The following is a 15,595-nucleotide window of genomic DNA, read 5'->3' as shown; positions in this document are numbered from 1 at the left end:
CACACTGAAAAATTTAAACCTCAATCTAGATTCTATAGGAGGAATTCGATTTGGATACTGGAACCCACATTGTTATGGGGGTTGCCTTAGCAGGCCTAGCAACGCTCGACCCGGCCGTGAGTAATGATCCGGTCTTATTCAACGCAGTCCTAGTCGGTACAATTATTGGTTCACATGCACCAGATTTCGATACTGTATTAAAATTACGTAATAATGCAACCTATATTAGACATCATCGAGGAGTTACCCATTCTGTCCCTGCCGTTATTACTTGGGGTGTTTTGATCGCAACGATTATCCACTTGTTTGTTCCTCAAGTTAATTTTTGGCATCTATGGGGATGGACAGCATTTGCGGTTTTCGTACATGTTTTTGTAGATATTTTCAATGCTTATGGTACACAAGCATTTCGTCCTTTTACAAATAAATGGATTGCCCTTGGTTTTATCAATACCTTTGATCCTTATATTTTCACCCTACATGTAGCAGGGATAGTGGCTTGGATAATAGGAGCAAATCCTGGAATTACTTTTTTAATCATTTACGCAGTAATTATATTATATTACATCAAGCGTTATATGGAGAAAAAAGAAATTGTTAAAACTATCCATGAATTCATTCCAGATACAACGGAAATAGCAACTTCACCAACCTTAAAGCAAAATTACTGGCGAGTTGCCATTACAACACCAACTAAGTTCTACGTCGGAATAGTGGAAGATGGCCATATTGAAATTGTGGATGAGTTTGAAAAAGTTCCATTACCTAATTCTCCGATTATTGATATAGCCATGCAGGATAAAAATATATCTGCATTTTTATCCTTCTCTCCTATATACCGTTGGGAGATTAGTGCATACGATGATTATACTGAGTTACGTTTTATTGATTTAAGATATCGCTCTAAAACATATTACCCATTCGTTGCGGTGGTGCAAATCAATAACGATCACGAGATAATTAGTTCTTATACAGGCTGGATTTTTTCAGAACATAAGCTGCAAAACAAATTATATGTTGGCGATAGTCCAGTATAGTGAACAAGGAGAGAAGCATAGTTCTACCGCTTCTCTCCATTTTTATTAAAATCAAAAGAGCTCCTTTTCTAAACAGAGCTCTCTTCTATTAGTTATCTAATTTTTTCCCTAATAAAGAAATTGGAATCGCCTCTTCTTTTTCATATACTTCATCCAATAGATTGATGCGATGCCCCCATGCAAAAACCCCTTCTAAATAGTTAATTTTAAACCGGTGACCTGGGTCATGACGGAACTCGTATGTGCTCCCTGGTTTAAAGTCTTCTGGATTTAATGTATATGCTAAAGCTAATTGCATTTTTCTTTCATATATTTGAACTTCGCTAATATTACCTAATTGCTCTGCCTTTTGGGCTTTTTCTTTAAATTCTCCTACTAAAGCAAGTAATTGCTCCACAGATAAATCACTATACCGATAATTCATTTAGCTAGTCCCCCTTCAACTCACTTTACATTTTATCAACATTTTAAGACAATTAAAATGGTTATACATTACTATTAGACAAAAGGTGGCTAAATAAATGCCAAAAGTTGCAATTACAGGTGCTGGTACTGGGCTAGGAAAGGCCTTAGCATTCGAATACGCTAAGCATGGCTATACAGTTTATTTATTAGGACGAAGAAATAATCCGTTACAGCTTGTTCAACATCAACTAATTCAAAATGGATTTGACGCAGAAGTTGTTCTCTGTGATGTAAGAGAAGATGCTTCTATTCAAATTGCCTTTCAGCGTATCGGTGAGCTAGATGTTTTCATTAATAACGCTGGCACTGGTGTATTTGGACCTGTTGAGGACTATACGGTTGACGATATTGATAATACTCTAGATACAAATGTAAAAGGAACTATTCTAGCCGTACAAGCTGCTCTTCCACTTATCCGAAAAAGTAAAGGTAGAATCCTAACGATTATTTCTACCGCAGGAATACGTGGAAAAGTTAATGAATCTCTTTATTGTGCTAGTAAATTCGCTATCCGAGGCTTCACAGAATCCCTACAAAAAGAATGGGAAGATGAAGATTTCTCTATCACTGCCGTTTACATGGGCGGAATGAACACACCATTCTGGTCTAATTCCCATCATGTTAACGATCCCTCACGTCTAAAAAGTCCTGAAGTCGTAGCGAAACAAATTTATGCAGAAGATGATGGCCGTTTGGAGATTGTGATTGATAAGTAGAGGAATTTAGGGTGGCTGACGCTGGGGCGGGAGTTTGGGGGCATGTATTTTGTCGCTTGGCTTTTTGGGCACATCTATCTCTCGTTTGGGTGCATCTACTTCTCACTCGGGCTCATCCTTCTCTCGCATAGGCGCATCTCCCCCTAATTTACAATACCTAAAAAACAAGGGACTTGTTCCCTGGCAAGTCCCTAAAATCCCGCTTCAATCTCTTCATCGATAAACTTATTGATTAAATCTATTTGAAATCCTTTACGATATAAACCTTCTTTTACTTTCATTTTTAGCTCGTATCCTGACTTTTTAGCAGAGTGTTTTCGGACAAGCTTTTCGCCTTGGTATACTAGTGATTCCCATTCTGCAGCGTTATCTTTCTCATCTACTACTGATAATAAAACTTCACCTATCACATCCGATGTAAATCCTTTTTGGACTAGAGTGATTCGTAGCTGCTCGATTTTTTTGTTAAAAGATTCTTTCTTACTGGAGCCTATTTTTTTGTTTACCCATTTCATTGCTTTCTCAAATTGTGTATCATAGTTATAAAGTGTTACAGCTTCTTCCGCAATCGATGGGGCAACTCCTTTTTCAATTAATTCTCGTTTTACTAATAGAGGACCCTTTGAGGTTGTATTTATTCTAGTTAAAGTAAAGGCTTCAGCAAATTGTTTATCATTAATCAATCCTTCCTTCGTGAGACGATCGATAATGATTATAATATGCTCGGGCTCTACTTCCTTTTTCACTAAATAATCATATATTTCCTGTCTGGTTCTCATTCGGAAGCTTAAATAATTGATTGCTAACAGATAGGATTTTTGGATTGTATCTTTTCGGATGAGGAGATCAATCGTTGCTTCATCTAGCTCAAGTCCCTTTCGGAGTCCAAATTCCACCAAGATTGCTTCATCAACACTAAAGGCATACTTATCACCGTCACCTTCAACGAAATAAATATTGTAACGTTGTTTACTCTTTTGTTGTGTTGTTATTCGGCTTATTTTTGCTGGCAACTTCTTCACCCCTTTTGTCCATCATAACATGATCATAATATAAGATTACCAAAAGTGAGGAGATATGCATGAATTTTTTAATCACGGGCGGTACTGGTTTTGTTGGTAAAAAGCTTGTTGAAAGGCTAACTTCACTCCATCATAACAGCTATATCTTAACCCGCACTCCAGAGAAATTTACCAATACCGAACATACTACATATATCACATTTGAGGATGCAAAAAAACTTCCTCCTATTTATGGGGTGATTAATCTTGCAGGCGAGAGCTTATTCGGTTACTGGACGAAGAAAAAGAAAGAAAAGATTAAATCTAGCAGAATCGAAATCACCCAAAAGATTATTCATCTCATGAAGAATATGGATGTCAAACCAGAAGTCTTTATAAGTGGGTCTGCTGTAGGCTACTATGGCGTTTCTAATGAAATAATGTTTACTGAGGAGACAGAAAAGCCTGGGGATGATTTTTTAGCTAATGTTGTAGTAGCATGGGAGAATACAGCTAAGCAAGCGGAAGGTATGGCTATTCGAACGATATTTGCACGATTCGGTGTGATTTTAGGTAGAGATGGTGGTGCATTACCACTTATGTCGCTACCTACGAAATTATTTGTCGGTGGTAAAGTTGGTAAAGGTGAGCAATGGACCTCTTGGATTCATATAGATGATGTCGTGGATATGTTGATTTTCACTATCCAAAATGAACACATATCTGGTGCTCTCAATGTGACAGCTCCAACCCCATCTCGGAATAAGGAATTTAATCAGATTCTTGCCAGGAGTCTAAGACGTCCTTATTGGTTTCCTACTCCCGGGCTTTTAGTCCGTACTGTTACCGGGGAGATGAGTCAACTGGTGTTGAAAGGACAGTATGTGCTACCAAATAAAGCAATCGAAAACGGGTTCCAATTCACATATCCAACGCTGGAATTAGCGTTAAATCAACTATTTGCTGATGTAAAGAAAAATTAACAAATTTTGTCGATATTTTTGATAAAAAAGTTGTTCCATTTTGGTGATAATCATAGTATTATATGTATTGTTACAAATCGAAACGTCTAGAAGAGCACATATTCACTGATCTTTTGTGAGTATGATAGTTTTTCTTATGCAACTAGGAAAGAACGTTATACTTTCCAAATTGCCCAAATATAATAGGGAAGGCAAATGGTGCGCCACCAGTTTTTTGACTGGTTCTAGTGGGTTCGATTCCCACCCCGAATTTTTGTTGATCTTAATAAAAATTCGCGGGTGGGCTACCAACTAGGTTTCCTTTTCTTTGGTTACCCTCCTGCATAAATAAGGAGGGTTTTTTGATGCTAAAAAAGCGTGAATTACATGAGGTGCCAGTATTGTTTGAACTGATGTCACACCCAGATGTGTTCCCATATGTTAGACATAAGGCAACAACTACTGATGAGTTTTACTTCATCACCAAAAAGACAATTGAAGCAGAAGAACGCGGTGAGTTAATCTCAAGGACGATCTTAGACGAATATCAGCAGGCAATCGGTACGATTAATCTGTTTGATATCGAACAGAATCACGGTTTTTTGGCAACATGGATTGGCCAGCCTTATTTCGGGAAAGGGTATAATCGACTTGCTAAGGAGCAGTTTTTCGATGAGTTATTCTTTGATTATGAAATCGAGACTATCTTCATGAAGGTACGAAAAACAAATCTCCGCTCTACAAAAGCCGTTCTAAAACTTCCTTATGTAGCCTTAGGAAACACCATTTACCCAGAAATTTATCAAAAAGTAAATCAGAACGAAGAAATATATGATATCTTTGCAATTTCTAGAGAGCATTACCTATCATATCAACAATTTGCGAACCTTGAAGCAAGTGCTGATAATGAAGTAGTATAAAAATTGCATAAATATTACAGATATGGTTATTCTAAGAATAAAAGTGAGGGATGACCATGTCGGCGAGAGAAAAGCGTGAAGTAAGAGATAAGTTTCTAAACAAAACGCAGGAAGTATTGTATCAAAAGGAGTTTAAGCGTGCAGACCGCGCTAGACAAAGAGGGGATCGAAGCTAAGCTTCGGTCCTTTTTTCCCTTTCCTATAAGCAATGCTATATCTATTTAGTTCTAACAAATTTTTTATAGGAAATAAGTATTAAAGCACAGACTAGTGCTAATCCGAGGAATGTGAACAGAAAGTATAGAGGTGAACCCACTATCCCGAAAGCTACTTCATTTTGAAGTGTTTCTACAGTATCCCAATTCCCAGCAATAGTAGGTTGATAATTCTTCGTTTGGAAGTGCCCTACCAACAAGGTTCCGACGATATAAAATAGATGAAGGACAAAAGAAAAAATACATGATTGAACGATAATCTTCAACCCCTACACCCCCTCGTAGTATTGGTTCCATTTTATACTATGAAATTTATTACAGCAAATTGTTTTCTTAGATGCTTAAGTTGTTTATGTGTAGCTTTACCTCACTATTATAAAAGTTACACACACTAAAGCCATTTTTTGTGGATAAATAAAAGGAAAGCGCTGTTTCCCCCTTAATTTATACACAGGATAATGTTGATTAGTACCCATAACTAATTGTGAATACTGTGCATAACTTAGTTTATTCCTGATTAATAGTGTATCTCATTGTGGATAATCCTGTGGTTAACTTATTCCTTTCCTAAACGTTGCTTTTAATGATTATTTTAAAATGATGTTTCGGTCAAATTCATCAATTCGCCTCTTCAATCATTCATTCTTCTATAATATCCCAGATTAATTAATCAACTGCTCCCCCCTATTGTTCATTCCAATTAAAAAATCCAAGTACTTTAATCCATTACCTTCTCTTATATTCATTCCCTCCTCCATAAACTAAATTTAATGATTATCCTTATTGACATACATGTTCTAACTGTTATACTATTAATATAACAGTTAGAACTAAAAAATAAGCTTTTCATAAAAATACCTGGGATATTAACTCTCCCAGTTTAAAGGAGCGTGTTCCAATGTGCTAATAAATCTAGATTTTGAATCGAATGAACCAATTTATCAGCAGTTAGTCCATCAAATCATTGAAGGGATTGCTCGTAAGGAAATTGCACCTGGTGAAGGACTTCCATCTGTTCGGTCACTTGCTTCTGACATAGGAATAAATTTGCATACTGTTAATAAAGCGTATCAACAATTAAAGCAGGATGGATTTATTCTAATCCACCGACAAAAAGGAGTTGTGGTGAATCCGGATGGTGTTCCTAAGGCCGATGCCAATTATAAGAAGCAGCTGGAGAAAAATTTGCGTCCCCTCATTGCTGAATCAATATGTCGGGATGTTAGTGAAGAGGAATTTTTAAGGCTTTGTTCTACGATTTTTGAAACTTATCAAGGGGGTTCTGCGTAAATGAATATGATATATCTATTCCTTATTTTACTTCCGGTTTTCATCTTAACAATGTTTATTCCATATTGGACACGAAAAACAGAAAGCTTTGGTGTATCAATTCCGGAAGATATTTATCATTCGGATAACATCAAGAAGCTGCGGAAACAATATGTCCAGTTTTCTGGAATAGCAAGTATTTTAGTAGTCGTACTTTTTTTAGTTCTAAGCTTTATTGATAACTTAGATGAAATTACTTTTGCTCTTTCCTTCTCTCTATTAATATTCCTATATCTAATTGGCACCTTTTTTATCTACTTACATTTTCATCGAGCCATGAAACGGTTGAAGCAGCTCGAAAACTGGGGCCAAGCAAAAGCGCAAGCAATATTCGTCTCAACTGATTTCAGAAGTCATAAATTAATCCATTCCAATGCTTGGTTTATTATTTCATTTCTCATAACGTTTGCGATGATTACTATAACCTTTATGTTCTATGACCGTATACCAGAGCAAATTCCAATTCAATATAACATGAGCGGTGAAGTTACGAACTGGGAGGATAAATCGACACGCATCCTTCTTGCTATGCCAATCATGAGTCTTTATTTAACACTGTTATTTATGTTTTTAAATACTATGATTGCTAAAGCAAAGCAACAGATTAGTGCCGAAAAACCAGAAGAATCCCTACAACAAAATATCATTTTCAGAAGAAGATGGTCAATGTACCTTATTGTTACTGGGATCGGATTAACACTATTATTTGCTTTCATTCAGTTTTCCTTTATTTTCTCAGTTAACCCAGCAATTCTTACCATTTCACCGCTAGTTTTCACAGCTATACTCACCCTTTGGGCAATCATCTTGGCAATCACGACAGGACAGGGTGGTAGCAGAATAAAAGTGTCAACTGGTACTAATGGAGAAGTGATTAATCGGGATGATGATTCCAATTGGAAGCTAGGAATATTTTACTTTAACACGAATGACCCAGCGCTATTTTTAGAGAAGCGATTTGGAATTGGTTGGACTATTAATTGGGCACGACCACTTGCATGGAGCATTATGTTAGGGATAATTTTATTAGCAGTAGGCATTCCACTGTTGTTAGGGATGTAATTATTATTATGTTCAGGGGGAGTTGAGATTTTATGGGAGATATTAATTGGGCGATACTTGCACCGTTCTTCATTATTCAGCTAATTTTATTAATTGTTGCCATTGTAGACTTAGTAAAAGTAAGAGAAACAAATGGCCCGAAATGGTTATGGGTACTGATTATTGTTTTTGTTAGCATGGTCGGACCTATTATCTACTTCATTTTTGGAAGGAGACAACGTTAAATGAGTTTACTTACAGTAAATAATCTAACTAAAAAATATGGTTCCAAAACCGTCGTGGACCATATTAGCTTTGAGTTTGGTCACAACAAATGCATTGCCCTAATTGGTCCTAACGGTGCAGGTAAAACGACAACATTACGGGCACTATCTGGACTGTTAAAACCATCTGACGGAACTATTCAATTTGAGAATCAAGAAAAGAACCATGACATTCGCGATAAAATTGGATACTTGCCGCAATATCCTGCTTTCCACACTTGGATGACAGGTAAGGAATTTTTAGTTTACAGTGGGAAATTGGCAAAGCTCACTAAAGAAGAGGCGAAAAAAAGGGCAGATGAGCTATTAAAGATAGTCGGGATTTCGGACGAAGCTAAGAACGAGCGAATTGGTCGCTACTCTGGAGGGATGAAACAACGACTAGGTATCGCACAAGCTATTATTCACCGCCCGAAACTATTAATCTTAGATGAACCGGTCGCATCTCTTGATCCGCTTGGCAGAAGAGAAGTATTAGTTCTAATGGAAAAATTAAAAGAAGAAATGACCATTTTATTTTCTACTCATATCTTAAATGATGCTGAGGAAGTAAGTGATGAACTTATCTTACTTCATCAAGGACAAATCATTGAATCTGGTTCGATAGCAAAATTACGTAAAAAATATCAAACTACGATAATAGAGTTGCAGGTGGAAGGAGATTTAAACCTTTACCAAGAAAAGCTAAATAATCTAGAAACTATAATAAGTACAAAACAAGAACGGAACACTCTTTTCATTACTGCCTCCGAGGTAAAAAGTGCACGTGATGAAATTCTAGCCACAGCTACTAAAGAGAATTGGCCAATCACAACATTTTCAATCAATCAAGCCTCACTAGAGGATATGTTTATGAGGGTGGTGAAATCGTAATGCAATGGATGACATTATTTCAAAAAGAGCTGCTAGAGAATTGGCGAAATAAGAAGTGGATTTGGGTTCCATTAGTAATGATTTTAATATCCATTATGGACCCATTAACGACATACTACTTACCTCAGATTATTGATTCTGTCGGTGGGGTTCCTGAGGGTACTACATTCGAACTACCTGAATTTGCACCGCCAGAGGTCATGATGATGAGCCTTTCACAGTTAAGTATGTTAGGAGTACTAGTAGTAGTCTTAATTGCAATGGGAACAATAGCTGGAGAACGAAAAAGTGGTATTTCCGAGCTTATCTTAGTTAAGCCTGTACATTATATGAACTATATTACAGCTAAATGGGCCTCCTATTTACTATTAGTATGGGTATCTCTGTTGTTAGGCTTATTAGTTAGCTGGTACTATATTAATCTTTTATTTGGGACAATATCTTTCAGCGATTTTCTTATCACATTTATTTTCTATGGCTTATGGTTAACCCTTGTGGTTTCACTGACCATTTTTTATAACACGGTGATTAAATCTTCTGGTTTAGTTCTGTTCTTTACCATTTTAACGATTATGGCGATGAGTATCGTAACCCAGATCTTCCAACATGTTTTGGATTGGAGTCCGAATAACTTATCTAGTTACATTATCGAGTCAATGAGTACTGGCGAATTACATTCCGATTTAATTTTAACCGGGGTTATCACACTAGCGATTTCAATCGTATTAATTCTCGTTTCAGGACAGCTATTTAAACGGAAAGAAATGGCTGGATAATAGGTTAGGGGACATCCTGTCGTTATCGTTAGGATGTCCCTTGTGTTGTTTATCTTCTCTTCTCTATTGTAATTCTTCTGACAAACACAAAGGAAAGTAATATGATCAATAAACCAATCCCGAACATTTGATAGAAAAATACTATATTTACTTGATTTAGGAACTCGACAATAATATCATAAATCCAGCCTTTAGCAATTCCAAATAGTAGCAATATGACCAGTACCCCTGCTACGAGTCCCCCACCAGCAAGACCATATTTATAGAATAGTAGGCCCATGACGAACATAAAGGATAGCAGGAAAAACATGATACTAATGTCAATCAATACCCGATTTAACCAAGTGTCTTCTATTATCATTGCTGGATGTAAAAACATAAAAGATGTGATATTTGCATTCTTTGTAATAAGTAACACGACTTCTTGAATTGTATTTGCAACTAGAGATTGTACCGTGGCAATGATTAAGAAATAAATACCCATACTAATTAAGATGTTCTTACGAGTTGCTCCCATTTTAATGGAAAAAGGAATGCTCTCCTTTACCCTTGTAAATCCTATGACCAAGCAATAAAAGTAAATTGCAAACGGAAAGCCAAATGCTAACATGCCATCTTCTACACCTAATAGGTACACTCCAAAAGCAAGAGAGACTAATAGCATAAATAATAAAATAGACCAAAATATGAGAATGTTATGGCGAATATCACTAATATAGAAATATAGTAAACCTTTAATCTGTTTATTCATGATTACGCTCCTTTTCTTTCCGTAAGATAGATCATTAATTCTTGAATTGGAACACCTTCAACTGATAATCCAGCTGCAATTGCAGCCTCCGAATGCCCTACCACATATGCCGTCATCATACCTGCAAGCTTTTTCGTCATTATCACTTCTTTATCTTGAATGAAATTCTCTACTAATTCTTCCGTCCCAGAAACTGCACATGCACTATTTCGTAGCACGTCTGCATCTTCCTGTAATGCAAGTTTTCCATCTTGAATAATGAGGACTTCTTCAAACATTAGGCTAACCTCATCAATTAAATGAGTAGAAAAAATAATCGTTCTTGGCTCTTTTTCATATTCTTCTAGAAGAATTTCGTAGAACTTCTTTCGTGCCGCTGCATCAAGTCCAATATACGGTTCATCAAACACCGTTACCTGTGCTTTACTAGCTAAACCAACAATAATCCCAAGAGCAGACTCCATCCCTTTTGATAATGCTTTTACCTTAGCTTTTAAATCCAAGTTATATTCCTTCACCAACTCTAATGCTAATGATTGATCCCAATTAGGGTAAAAGTATGAGCTAATCTTTAGGACATGCTTTATAGTCAAATCCTTTTTAAAATTGTGACCTTCTTTAATTAAGCAAATGGATTCTGTTAGTTTCTGATTATCAAACGGTTTTTCACCATCAATCAGAATCTCTCCACTTGTTGATAAAATTTGACCAGCTAATATTTCCATAAAGGTAGTTTTTCCAGCACCATTCCGACCAAGTAAGCCATATATCTTCGGCTCATTAAGCATAAAAGATATAGAATCTAATGCTCGTTTATTCCCGTATTGCTTCGTTAAATTCTTAACCTCAATTTTCATAATCGTGTTCCCCCTCCATCATTCTCATTAAATCCTTTTCACTTATTCGTAGCTTTTTTGCCTCTTCCCTTAATGGGAGAATAAAGTTCTCATAAAATGTCTGCTTTCGTTTTTCAATCAAAATCTCCTTCGCATTGTCTGTCACAAACATCCCTACACCCCTTCGTTTGAATAAAATCTCTTCCGCTACAAGTTCATTAATCCCCTTTGCTGCAGTAGCTGGATTTATCTTATAAAATGCTGCAAACTCATTCGTAGATGGCACCCGTTCCCCTGCCTTAATGGAGTCATTTATGATGGAATCTTCTAGTTGTTCTTTTATTTGAAGGAATATGGGTCTATTATCATCCAAATGATTCTTCATGTTTAAGCTCCTTCGTTAAATGGTTCATTACTTATGTAACTAACCATATAGCATTGAAGGTTTATTGTCAACATTATTTTGAAAAAATTAAACTTAATTAATAAAAGAGCCCATAAAAAAGAGACAGTCTCACACCTTTTCAGTGGGACTGTCTCTTTAGCTACGCTCTAATATGCCTTGTATGGGTGCTTTTTGCGGAAATATTATATAGTCTTCTCCTTCTGTATGGATAACCAAATCTCCATAAACTGCAGTGGAGTATATATTCGTTTCCATTTCCACTAGTTTCTTAATCACTCGGTTAACAGGATGACCATAGTCATTATATTTACTATAGGTTATCACCGCAATATCAGGTTCTACTAACTCTAGAAAATTTTCAGAGCTACTTGTTTTTGAACCATGATGCGCAATTTTAATTATTTCAGCACGTACATCATACTTAGCAGCTATTTTTTTCTCTTGGGCATCTTCTATATCTCCCAGCAATAAAAAGTCGATGTCATTATAGCTGAGCTTTAAAGCAATCGAGGATTGATTATTATTTTTATGCTTGCCGTGCGCATTAAGGATTCGAATATCCAAGAGTGTATCAATTGGCAATTCCTTGCCTGCTTTCGCAACCTTTAACGGAATTTCCTGCTTACGAACTTCATTTATATAATTCGCATATGCCCGGGTAATATGAAGCTTTCCAGAATCTAATATTTCTTTTACCTTAAATTCCTTCATTACTGCTGGAAGCCCACCAATATGATCACGATCTGGATGGGTAGCTATCATTAAATCAATTTTATCAATCCCTAGTCCTTTCAAATAACGGACTACTTTTTTGCCTGCCATTGGTGGACCACCATCAATTAATATATGCTTTTTATTTGGGGTCTTTATATAGATACTATCTCCTTGTCCAACATTTATAAAATGCACTTCCATTTTCGGTGCCTGATGACTTTGAACTGGTACACTGTCTATCGCAAAAATAAGAAAAAATATTAAGAAGTAGGAGAGAATTCTAGTTGGTCGCAGCATGAATGATACATCCTTTGTAAAAGAGTTCATTACTATCCTTTCACGTTTCTAAGCGAAATATTTATGTATCCTTTGTCGCCTATGCTATAAATTCTCATTGACTGTGCTTCGTCGCAAAAATATTACTTAAAATGAAGGATTTTGAAAATTCTTGTCGAATACTAGTATATCGGATAAAAGGGGGAATTGATGATGAGTAACACACTACATTCTTTTGAGGTATATACAGATTAACAACTAAAGGTGGAGATGACTATAAATATTGCAATGGTTGATGTTACGGTGTCTAAACCGGACCATGACTTTAATGAACGTGAGCAAAAGATAATTGAAGTATTACTGCTCAACTTAGCAGCACATGGTAATAGTTATGCAACAAAGGAAAATATGACATTTACTCCAAATGAAAAGAAGAAAGATAACCTGTTCTCTTTTCAATTTGCTTGGCAACAATCTATTCCTAAAGAACAATATGATGAACTTGTATCTTCTATTCAAAGGAAATACGAAACAGCATTTAATATGTGTGACATAGAAAATGTTGAAATACAGTTTCTTGAGAATGCATATTTGAAAAAATAAATTAAGTCATAAAACGAAGAACGAAAATTCATCCGATATATAATTAATAAGACGCATTGGACTTTGACCAATGCATCTTATCTGTTTACGCTTTATTCACTACTACCTCACCATTTTTCACAGAAACATGAACTTTATTCACGTTTTCCTCTTCCAAAAGTAAGTCTGTTAATGGATCTTCAATTTTATCCTGGATAACACGGCGTAATGGGCGTGCACCAAATTTAGGATCATAACCAATCTTAACTAGGGCTTTTTTCGCTTCATTAGTGATGGTAATTTCCATGTTATTTTCTTTAATTACTTCCGTTAACTCAGCTAACATTAAATCGATAATGCTCATTAGATTTTCTTCTGTTAACTCATTGAAGTTAATGATTGCATCAAATCGGTTTAAGAACTCTGGCTTAAAGTATGAGCTTAAGTTTTCCAATGTGGATACTGATTCGTGCTTATCTTTATTGAAACCAACTGTAATTGATTTCATACCTGTTCCAGCGTTACTTGTCATTATAATAACGGTATCTTTAAAGCTTACTTTCCTACCTTGTGAGTCTGTTAGATGACCATCCTCCATAATTTGTAGGAACATGTTTTGCACATCTGGGTGTGCTTTTTCAATTTCATCCAATAAGATGATGGAATATGGGCTACGACGAACTTGTTCTGTTAATTGTCCTGCTTCATCATGACCTACATATCCTGGAGGTGCACCGATAATTTTAGAAACAGAGTGTTTCTCCATATACTCACTCATATCTAAACGAATCATTGCATCTCTTGTACCAAATAATTCTTCTGCTAGTGCTTTTGTAAGTTCTGTTTTACCGACACCGGTTGGACCTACAAATAAGAATGATCCAATTGGACGGTATTTAGATTTAAGTCCGGCACGACTTCTGCGAATTGCTTTTGCCACATTATCCACTGCTTCATCTTGACCAATTACTTTCTTACGAAGGTTATCACCGATATTTTTCATTTTCGCTTGCTCATCTGCTTGTAGTTTTGTTACAGGAATACCTGTTTTCTCTTCTACAATTAGTTGGATATCGGAAATATCTACATCGATGACTTGCTCTTTACCTTTAGCCTTTTCAAGCTGCTTTTGTAACTGGATTTCTTGGTAGCGTAAGTTTGCTGCACGTTCATAATCTTCTTGTTCAGCTGCAGCTTCCTTCTCCTTCACGATTTCGTCGATTCGTCGTTGAATAGAGCTAGAATCTTTTTGTGAATTAGCTAGGTTTAAACGGGAACCAACTTCATCCATTAAGTCAATCGCTTTGTCTGGTAAGAAACGGTCTTGAATATAACGTGCAGACAATGTGACAAATGCATGAATAGCTTCTTCTGAGTAACGAACTTCATGGAATCTTTCATAACGATCTTTAATCCCATTTAGAATTTGAATTGATTCTTCAACTGATGGCTCCTTCACGATAATAGGTTGGAAGCGACGTTCCAGAGCAGCATCCTTCTCAATTTTTCGATATTCTTTCAACGTAGTTGCCCCGATGATTTGTAGTTCCCCACGAGCTAAAGCTGGTTTAAGGATATTACCTGCATCCATTTGAGAGCCTTCTGCAGTTCCAGCACCCACTACTTGATGAATTTCATCGATGAACAGAATCGTTTCTTTTCGTTCTTGTAATTCCTTAATTAACTGTTTCATGCGTTCCTCAAACTGACCACGGACGCCTGTGTTTGCGACAAGAGACGCAACATCTAAAATATAGACTTCTTTATGAATTAATTTCGCAGGCACTTGACCTTCTACTATTTTTAAAGCTAGTCCCTCTGCGATAGCTGTTTTCCCAACACCTGGTTCACCAATAAGAACCGGGTTATTTTTATTTCTTCTATTTAATGTTTCAATAACACGTTTAACTTCCTGATCACGACCAATTACTGGGTCAATTTCACCAGCGCGAGCAGCGTCGGTTAAGTTTCTCCCTAGTTGATCAAGCAAACCATTTCGCTTTGTTCTTTTTTGCTTTGTTTTTGTTGATGTATTAGAATATGCTGAACCATTATTTTGGAAAAAGTTATCTGCAAATGCATCATTTTCTCCATCAAAAGGATTAGAGAAAAATCCATTTGCATTCATCATATTTTCTTGGATTTCACGGAAACATGAATTGCAAAGGTGCATCTGCATCTTTTCATGATTCATTTGCATTGCCATATTAATGTTCGCTTCATTTACACCACATTTTTGACATTTCATTTTCCATTCCTCCCGATAATTAAATATCAATAAGATCAAATTTGACTTTGACTATCTTTGACCTTGTGATTTTATTATACTCTGACCTTTTTTGACTTTCAAGTATTTTGTTCCATTTTTTTGAGAGGCAATAGTGAACACGTATCGTACTGTTTTGTAGGTC

General features: G+C 36.2%; 19 protein-coding genes. 11 read left to right on the top strand and 8 right to left on the bottom strand.

The genetic code is table 11. From position 1 onward, the window contains the following. Positions 1-50 precede the first annotated feature (50 nt). On the top strand, positions 51-1,037 hold the full coding sequence (locus tag ACSKT4_RS07595) for a metal-dependent hydrolase (RefSeq protein ID WP_186868849.1): 987 nt from the start codon (positions 51-53) through the stop codon (positions 1,035-1,037). Between the two features lie 88 nt (positions 1,038-1,125). On the opposite strand, the gene ACSKT4_RS07590 is transcribed toward ACSKT4_RS07595, so the two are convergent. Next, positions 1,126-1,461, bottom strand: coding sequence for a YfhH family protein (locus tag ACSKT4_RS07590; protein ID WP_186868850.1), 336 nt, complete (start codon positions 1,459-1,461; stop codon positions 1,126-1,128). A 97-nt stretch (positions 1,462-1,558) separates the two neighbouring features. Between ACSKT4_RS07590 and ACSKT4_RS07585 the strand changes: the two genes are divergently transcribed. Then, complete coding sequence (locus ACSKT4_RS07585; protein WP_186868851.1) at positions 1,559-2,218, top strand: SDR family NAD(P)-dependent oxidoreductase; 660 nt, start codon at positions 1,559-1,561, stop codon at positions 2,216-2,218. Between the two features lie 191 nt (positions 2,219-2,409). On the opposite strand, the gene recX is transcribed toward ACSKT4_RS07585, so the two are convergent. After that, positions 2,410-3,231 (bottom strand): recombination regulator RecX, encoded by an 822-nt coding sequence (gene recX / locus ACSKT4_RS07580; RefSeq protein WP_186868852.1) that lies wholly within the window; start codon positions 3,229-3,231, stop codon positions 2,410-2,412. Between the two features lie 68 nt (positions 3,232-3,299). Between recX and ACSKT4_RS07575 the strand changes: the two genes are divergently transcribed. From ACSKT4_RS07575 to ACSKT4_RS07565, 3 genes are all read left to right on the top strand, one after another. After that, positions 3,300-4,202, top strand: coding sequence for a TIGR01777 family oxidoreductase (locus tag ACSKT4_RS07575; RefSeq protein ID WP_186868853.1), 903 nt, complete (start codon positions 3,300-3,302; stop codon positions 4,200-4,202). 344 nt (positions 4,203-4,546) lie between these two features. Then, positions 4,547-5,101 (top strand): GNAT family N-acetyltransferase, encoded by a 555-nt coding sequence (locus ACSKT4_RS07570; RefSeq protein ID WP_186868854.1) that lies wholly within the window; start codon positions 4,547-4,549, stop codon positions 5,099-5,101. 56 nt (positions 5,102-5,157) lie between these two features. Further along, entirely contained in the window at positions 5,158-5,277 is a 120-nt protein-coding gene (locus ACSKT4_RS07565; protein ID WP_186868855.1) for a YfhE family protein, read from the top strand. A 41-nt stretch (positions 5,278-5,318) separates the two neighbouring features. Here the strand turns inward: ACSKT4_RS07565 and ACSKT4_RS07560 are convergent, their stop codons facing one another. Next, complete coding sequence (locus tag ACSKT4_RS07560; protein WP_186868856.1) at positions 5,319-5,582, bottom strand: hypothetical protein; 264 nt, start codon at positions 5,580-5,582, stop codon at positions 5,319-5,321. Positions 5,583-6,216: 634 nt separating this feature from the next. Here ACSKT4_RS07560 and ACSKT4_RS07555 point away from each other — a divergent pair. The 5 genes from ACSKT4_RS07555 to ACSKT4_RS07535 are packed head-to-tail and all read left to right on the top strand — an operon-like array spanning position 6,217 to position 9,619. Beyond that, positions 6,217-6,606: a GntR family transcriptional regulator gene (locus tag ACSKT4_RS07555; protein WP_186868857.1), complete on the top strand. Its 390-nt coding sequence runs from the start codon at positions 6,217-6,219 to the stop codon at positions 6,604-6,606. Continuing rightward, complete coding sequence (locus ACSKT4_RS07550) at positions 6,607-7,707, top strand: DUF1648 domain-containing protein (protein WP_186868858.1); 1,101 nt, start codon at positions 6,607-6,609, stop codon at positions 7,705-7,707. It begins immediately after the preceding gene. 32 nt (positions 7,708-7,739) lie between these two features. Then, positions 7,740-7,931, top strand: a complete 192-nt coding sequence (locus ACSKT4_RS07545; protein ID WP_186868859.1) for a PLDc N-terminal domain-containing protein — start codon at positions 7,740-7,742, stop codon at positions 7,929-7,931. Next, entirely contained in the window at positions 7,932-8,843 is a 912-nt protein-coding gene (locus ACSKT4_RS07540; RefSeq protein WP_186868860.1) for an ABC transporter ATP-binding protein, read from the top strand. After that, positions 8,843-9,619 carry an ABC transporter permease gene (locus ACSKT4_RS07535; RefSeq protein WP_186868861.1) on the top strand — a complete coding sequence of 259 codons (777 nt, stop codon included), beginning with the start codon at positions 8,843-8,845 and terminating at the stop codon, positions 9,617-9,619. The genes ACSKT4_RS07540 and ACSKT4_RS07535 overlap by 1 nt, the downstream gene beginning before the upstream one ends. A gap of 49 nt (positions 9,620-9,668) precedes the next feature. On the opposite strand, the gene ACSKT4_RS07530 is transcribed toward ACSKT4_RS07535, so the two are convergent. The 4 genes from ACSKT4_RS07530 to ACSKT4_RS07515 form a co-directional block, all read right to left on the bottom strand. Further along, positions 9,669-10,370: a hypothetical protein gene (locus tag ACSKT4_RS07530; RefSeq protein WP_186868862.1), complete on the bottom strand. Its 702-nt coding sequence runs from the start codon at positions 10,368-10,370 to the stop codon at positions 9,669-9,671. A 2-nt stretch (positions 10,371-10,372) separates the two neighbouring features. Beyond that, complete coding sequence (locus ACSKT4_RS07525; protein ID WP_186868863.1) at positions 10,373-11,227, bottom strand: ABC transporter ATP-binding protein; 855 nt, start codon at positions 11,225-11,227, stop codon at positions 10,373-10,375. Beyond that, entirely contained in the window at positions 11,217-11,591 is a 375-nt protein-coding gene (locus tag ACSKT4_RS07520; RefSeq protein ID WP_186868864.1) for a GntR family transcriptional regulator, read from the bottom strand. Before ACSKT4_RS07520 ends, ACSKT4_RS07525 begins: the two co-directional genes overlap by 11 nt. Before the next feature lie 156 nt (positions 11,592-11,747). After that, positions 11,748-12,623, bottom strand: a complete 876-nt coding sequence (locus tag ACSKT4_RS07515; RefSeq protein WP_186869102.1) for a ComEC/Rec2 family competence protein — start codon at positions 12,621-12,623, stop codon at positions 11,748-11,750. Between the two features lie 249 nt (positions 12,624-12,872). Between ACSKT4_RS07515 and ACSKT4_RS07510 the strand changes: the two genes are divergently transcribed. After that, on the top strand, positions 12,873-13,205 hold the full coding sequence (locus ACSKT4_RS07510) for a hypothetical protein (protein ID WP_465823125.1): 333 nt from the start codon (positions 12,873-12,875) through the stop codon (positions 13,203-13,205). Positions 13,206-13,290: 85 nt separating this feature from the next. Here the strand turns inward: ACSKT4_RS07510 and ACSKT4_RS07505 are convergent, their stop codons facing one another. Then, on the bottom strand, positions 13,291-15,432 hold the full coding sequence (locus ACSKT4_RS07505) for an ATP-dependent Clp protease ATP-binding subunit (protein ID WP_465823124.1): 2,142 nt from the start codon (positions 15,430-15,432) through the stop codon (positions 13,291-13,293). Positions 15,433-15,595 lie beyond the last annotated feature (163 nt).

This window comes from Ornithinibacillus liuyingii (assembly GCF_055550225.1).
Note: the sequence above shows the minus strand (reverse complement) of the source record. Positions and strands in the feature narration are given on the sequence as shown.

What these genes read in the sequence shown, in the direction of transcription:
- ACSKT4_RS07590 (WP_186868850.1), bottom strand. Translation starts at nt 1,461, where the DNA reads ATGAATTATCGGTATAGTGATTTATCTGTGGAGCAATTACTTGCTTTA.
- ACSKT4_RS07585 (WP_186868851.1), top strand. Translation starts at nt 1,559, where the DNA reads ATGCCAAAAGTTGCAATTACAGGTGCTGGTACTGGGCTAGGAAAGGCC.
- ACSKT4_RS07575 (WP_186868853.1), top strand. Translation starts at nt 3,300, where the DNA reads ATGAATTTTTTAATCACGGGCGGTACTGGTTTTGTTGGTAAAAAGCTT.
- ACSKT4_RS07570 (WP_186868854.1), top strand. Translation starts at nt 4,547, where the DNA reads ATGCTAAAAAAGCGTGAATTACATGAGGTGCCAGTATTGTTTGAACTG.
- ACSKT4_RS07565 (WP_186868855.1), top strand. Translation starts at nt 5,158, where the DNA reads ATGTCGGCGAGAGAAAAGCGTGAAGTAAGAGATAAGTTTCTAAACAAA.
- ACSKT4_RS07550 (WP_186868858.1), top strand. Translation starts at nt 6,607, where the DNA reads ATGAATATGATATATCTATTCCTTATTTTACTTCCGGTTTTCATCTTA.
- ACSKT4_RS07545 (WP_186868859.1), top strand. Translation starts at nt 7,740, where the DNA reads ATGGGAGATATTAATTGGGCGATACTTGCACCGTTCTTCATTATTCAG.
- ACSKT4_RS07540 (WP_186868860.1), top strand. Translation starts at nt 7,932, where the DNA reads ATGAGTTTACTTACAGTAAATAATCTAACTAAAAAATATGGTTCCAAA.
- ACSKT4_RS07535 (WP_186868861.1), top strand. Translation starts at nt 8,843, where the DNA reads ATGCAATGGATGACATTATTTCAAAAAGAGCTGCTAGAGAATTGGCGA.
- ACSKT4_RS07530 (WP_186868862.1), bottom strand. Translation starts at nt 10,370, where the DNA reads ATGAATAAACAGATTAAAGGTTTACTATATTTCTATATTAGTGATATT.
- ACSKT4_RS07525 (WP_186868863.1), bottom strand. Translation starts at nt 11,227, where the DNA reads ATGAAAATTGAGGTTAAGAATTTAACGAAGCAATACGGGAATAAACGA.
- ACSKT4_RS07520 (WP_186868864.1), bottom strand. Translation starts at nt 11,591, where the DNA reads ATGAAGAATCATTTGGATGATAATAGACCCATATTCCTTCAAATAAAA.
- ACSKT4_RS07515 (WP_186869102.1), bottom strand. Translation starts at nt 12,623, where the DNA reads ATGCTGCGACCAACTAGAATTCTCTCCTACTTCTTAATATTTTTTCTT.
- ACSKT4_RS07510 (WP_465823125.1), top strand. Translation starts at nt 12,873, where the DNA reads ATGACTATAAATATTGCAATGGTTGATGTTACGGTGTCTAAACCGGAC.
- ACSKT4_RS07505 (WP_465823124.1), bottom strand. Translation starts at nt 15,432, where the DNA reads ATGAAATGTCAAAAATGTGGTGTAAATGAAGCGAACATTAATATGGCA.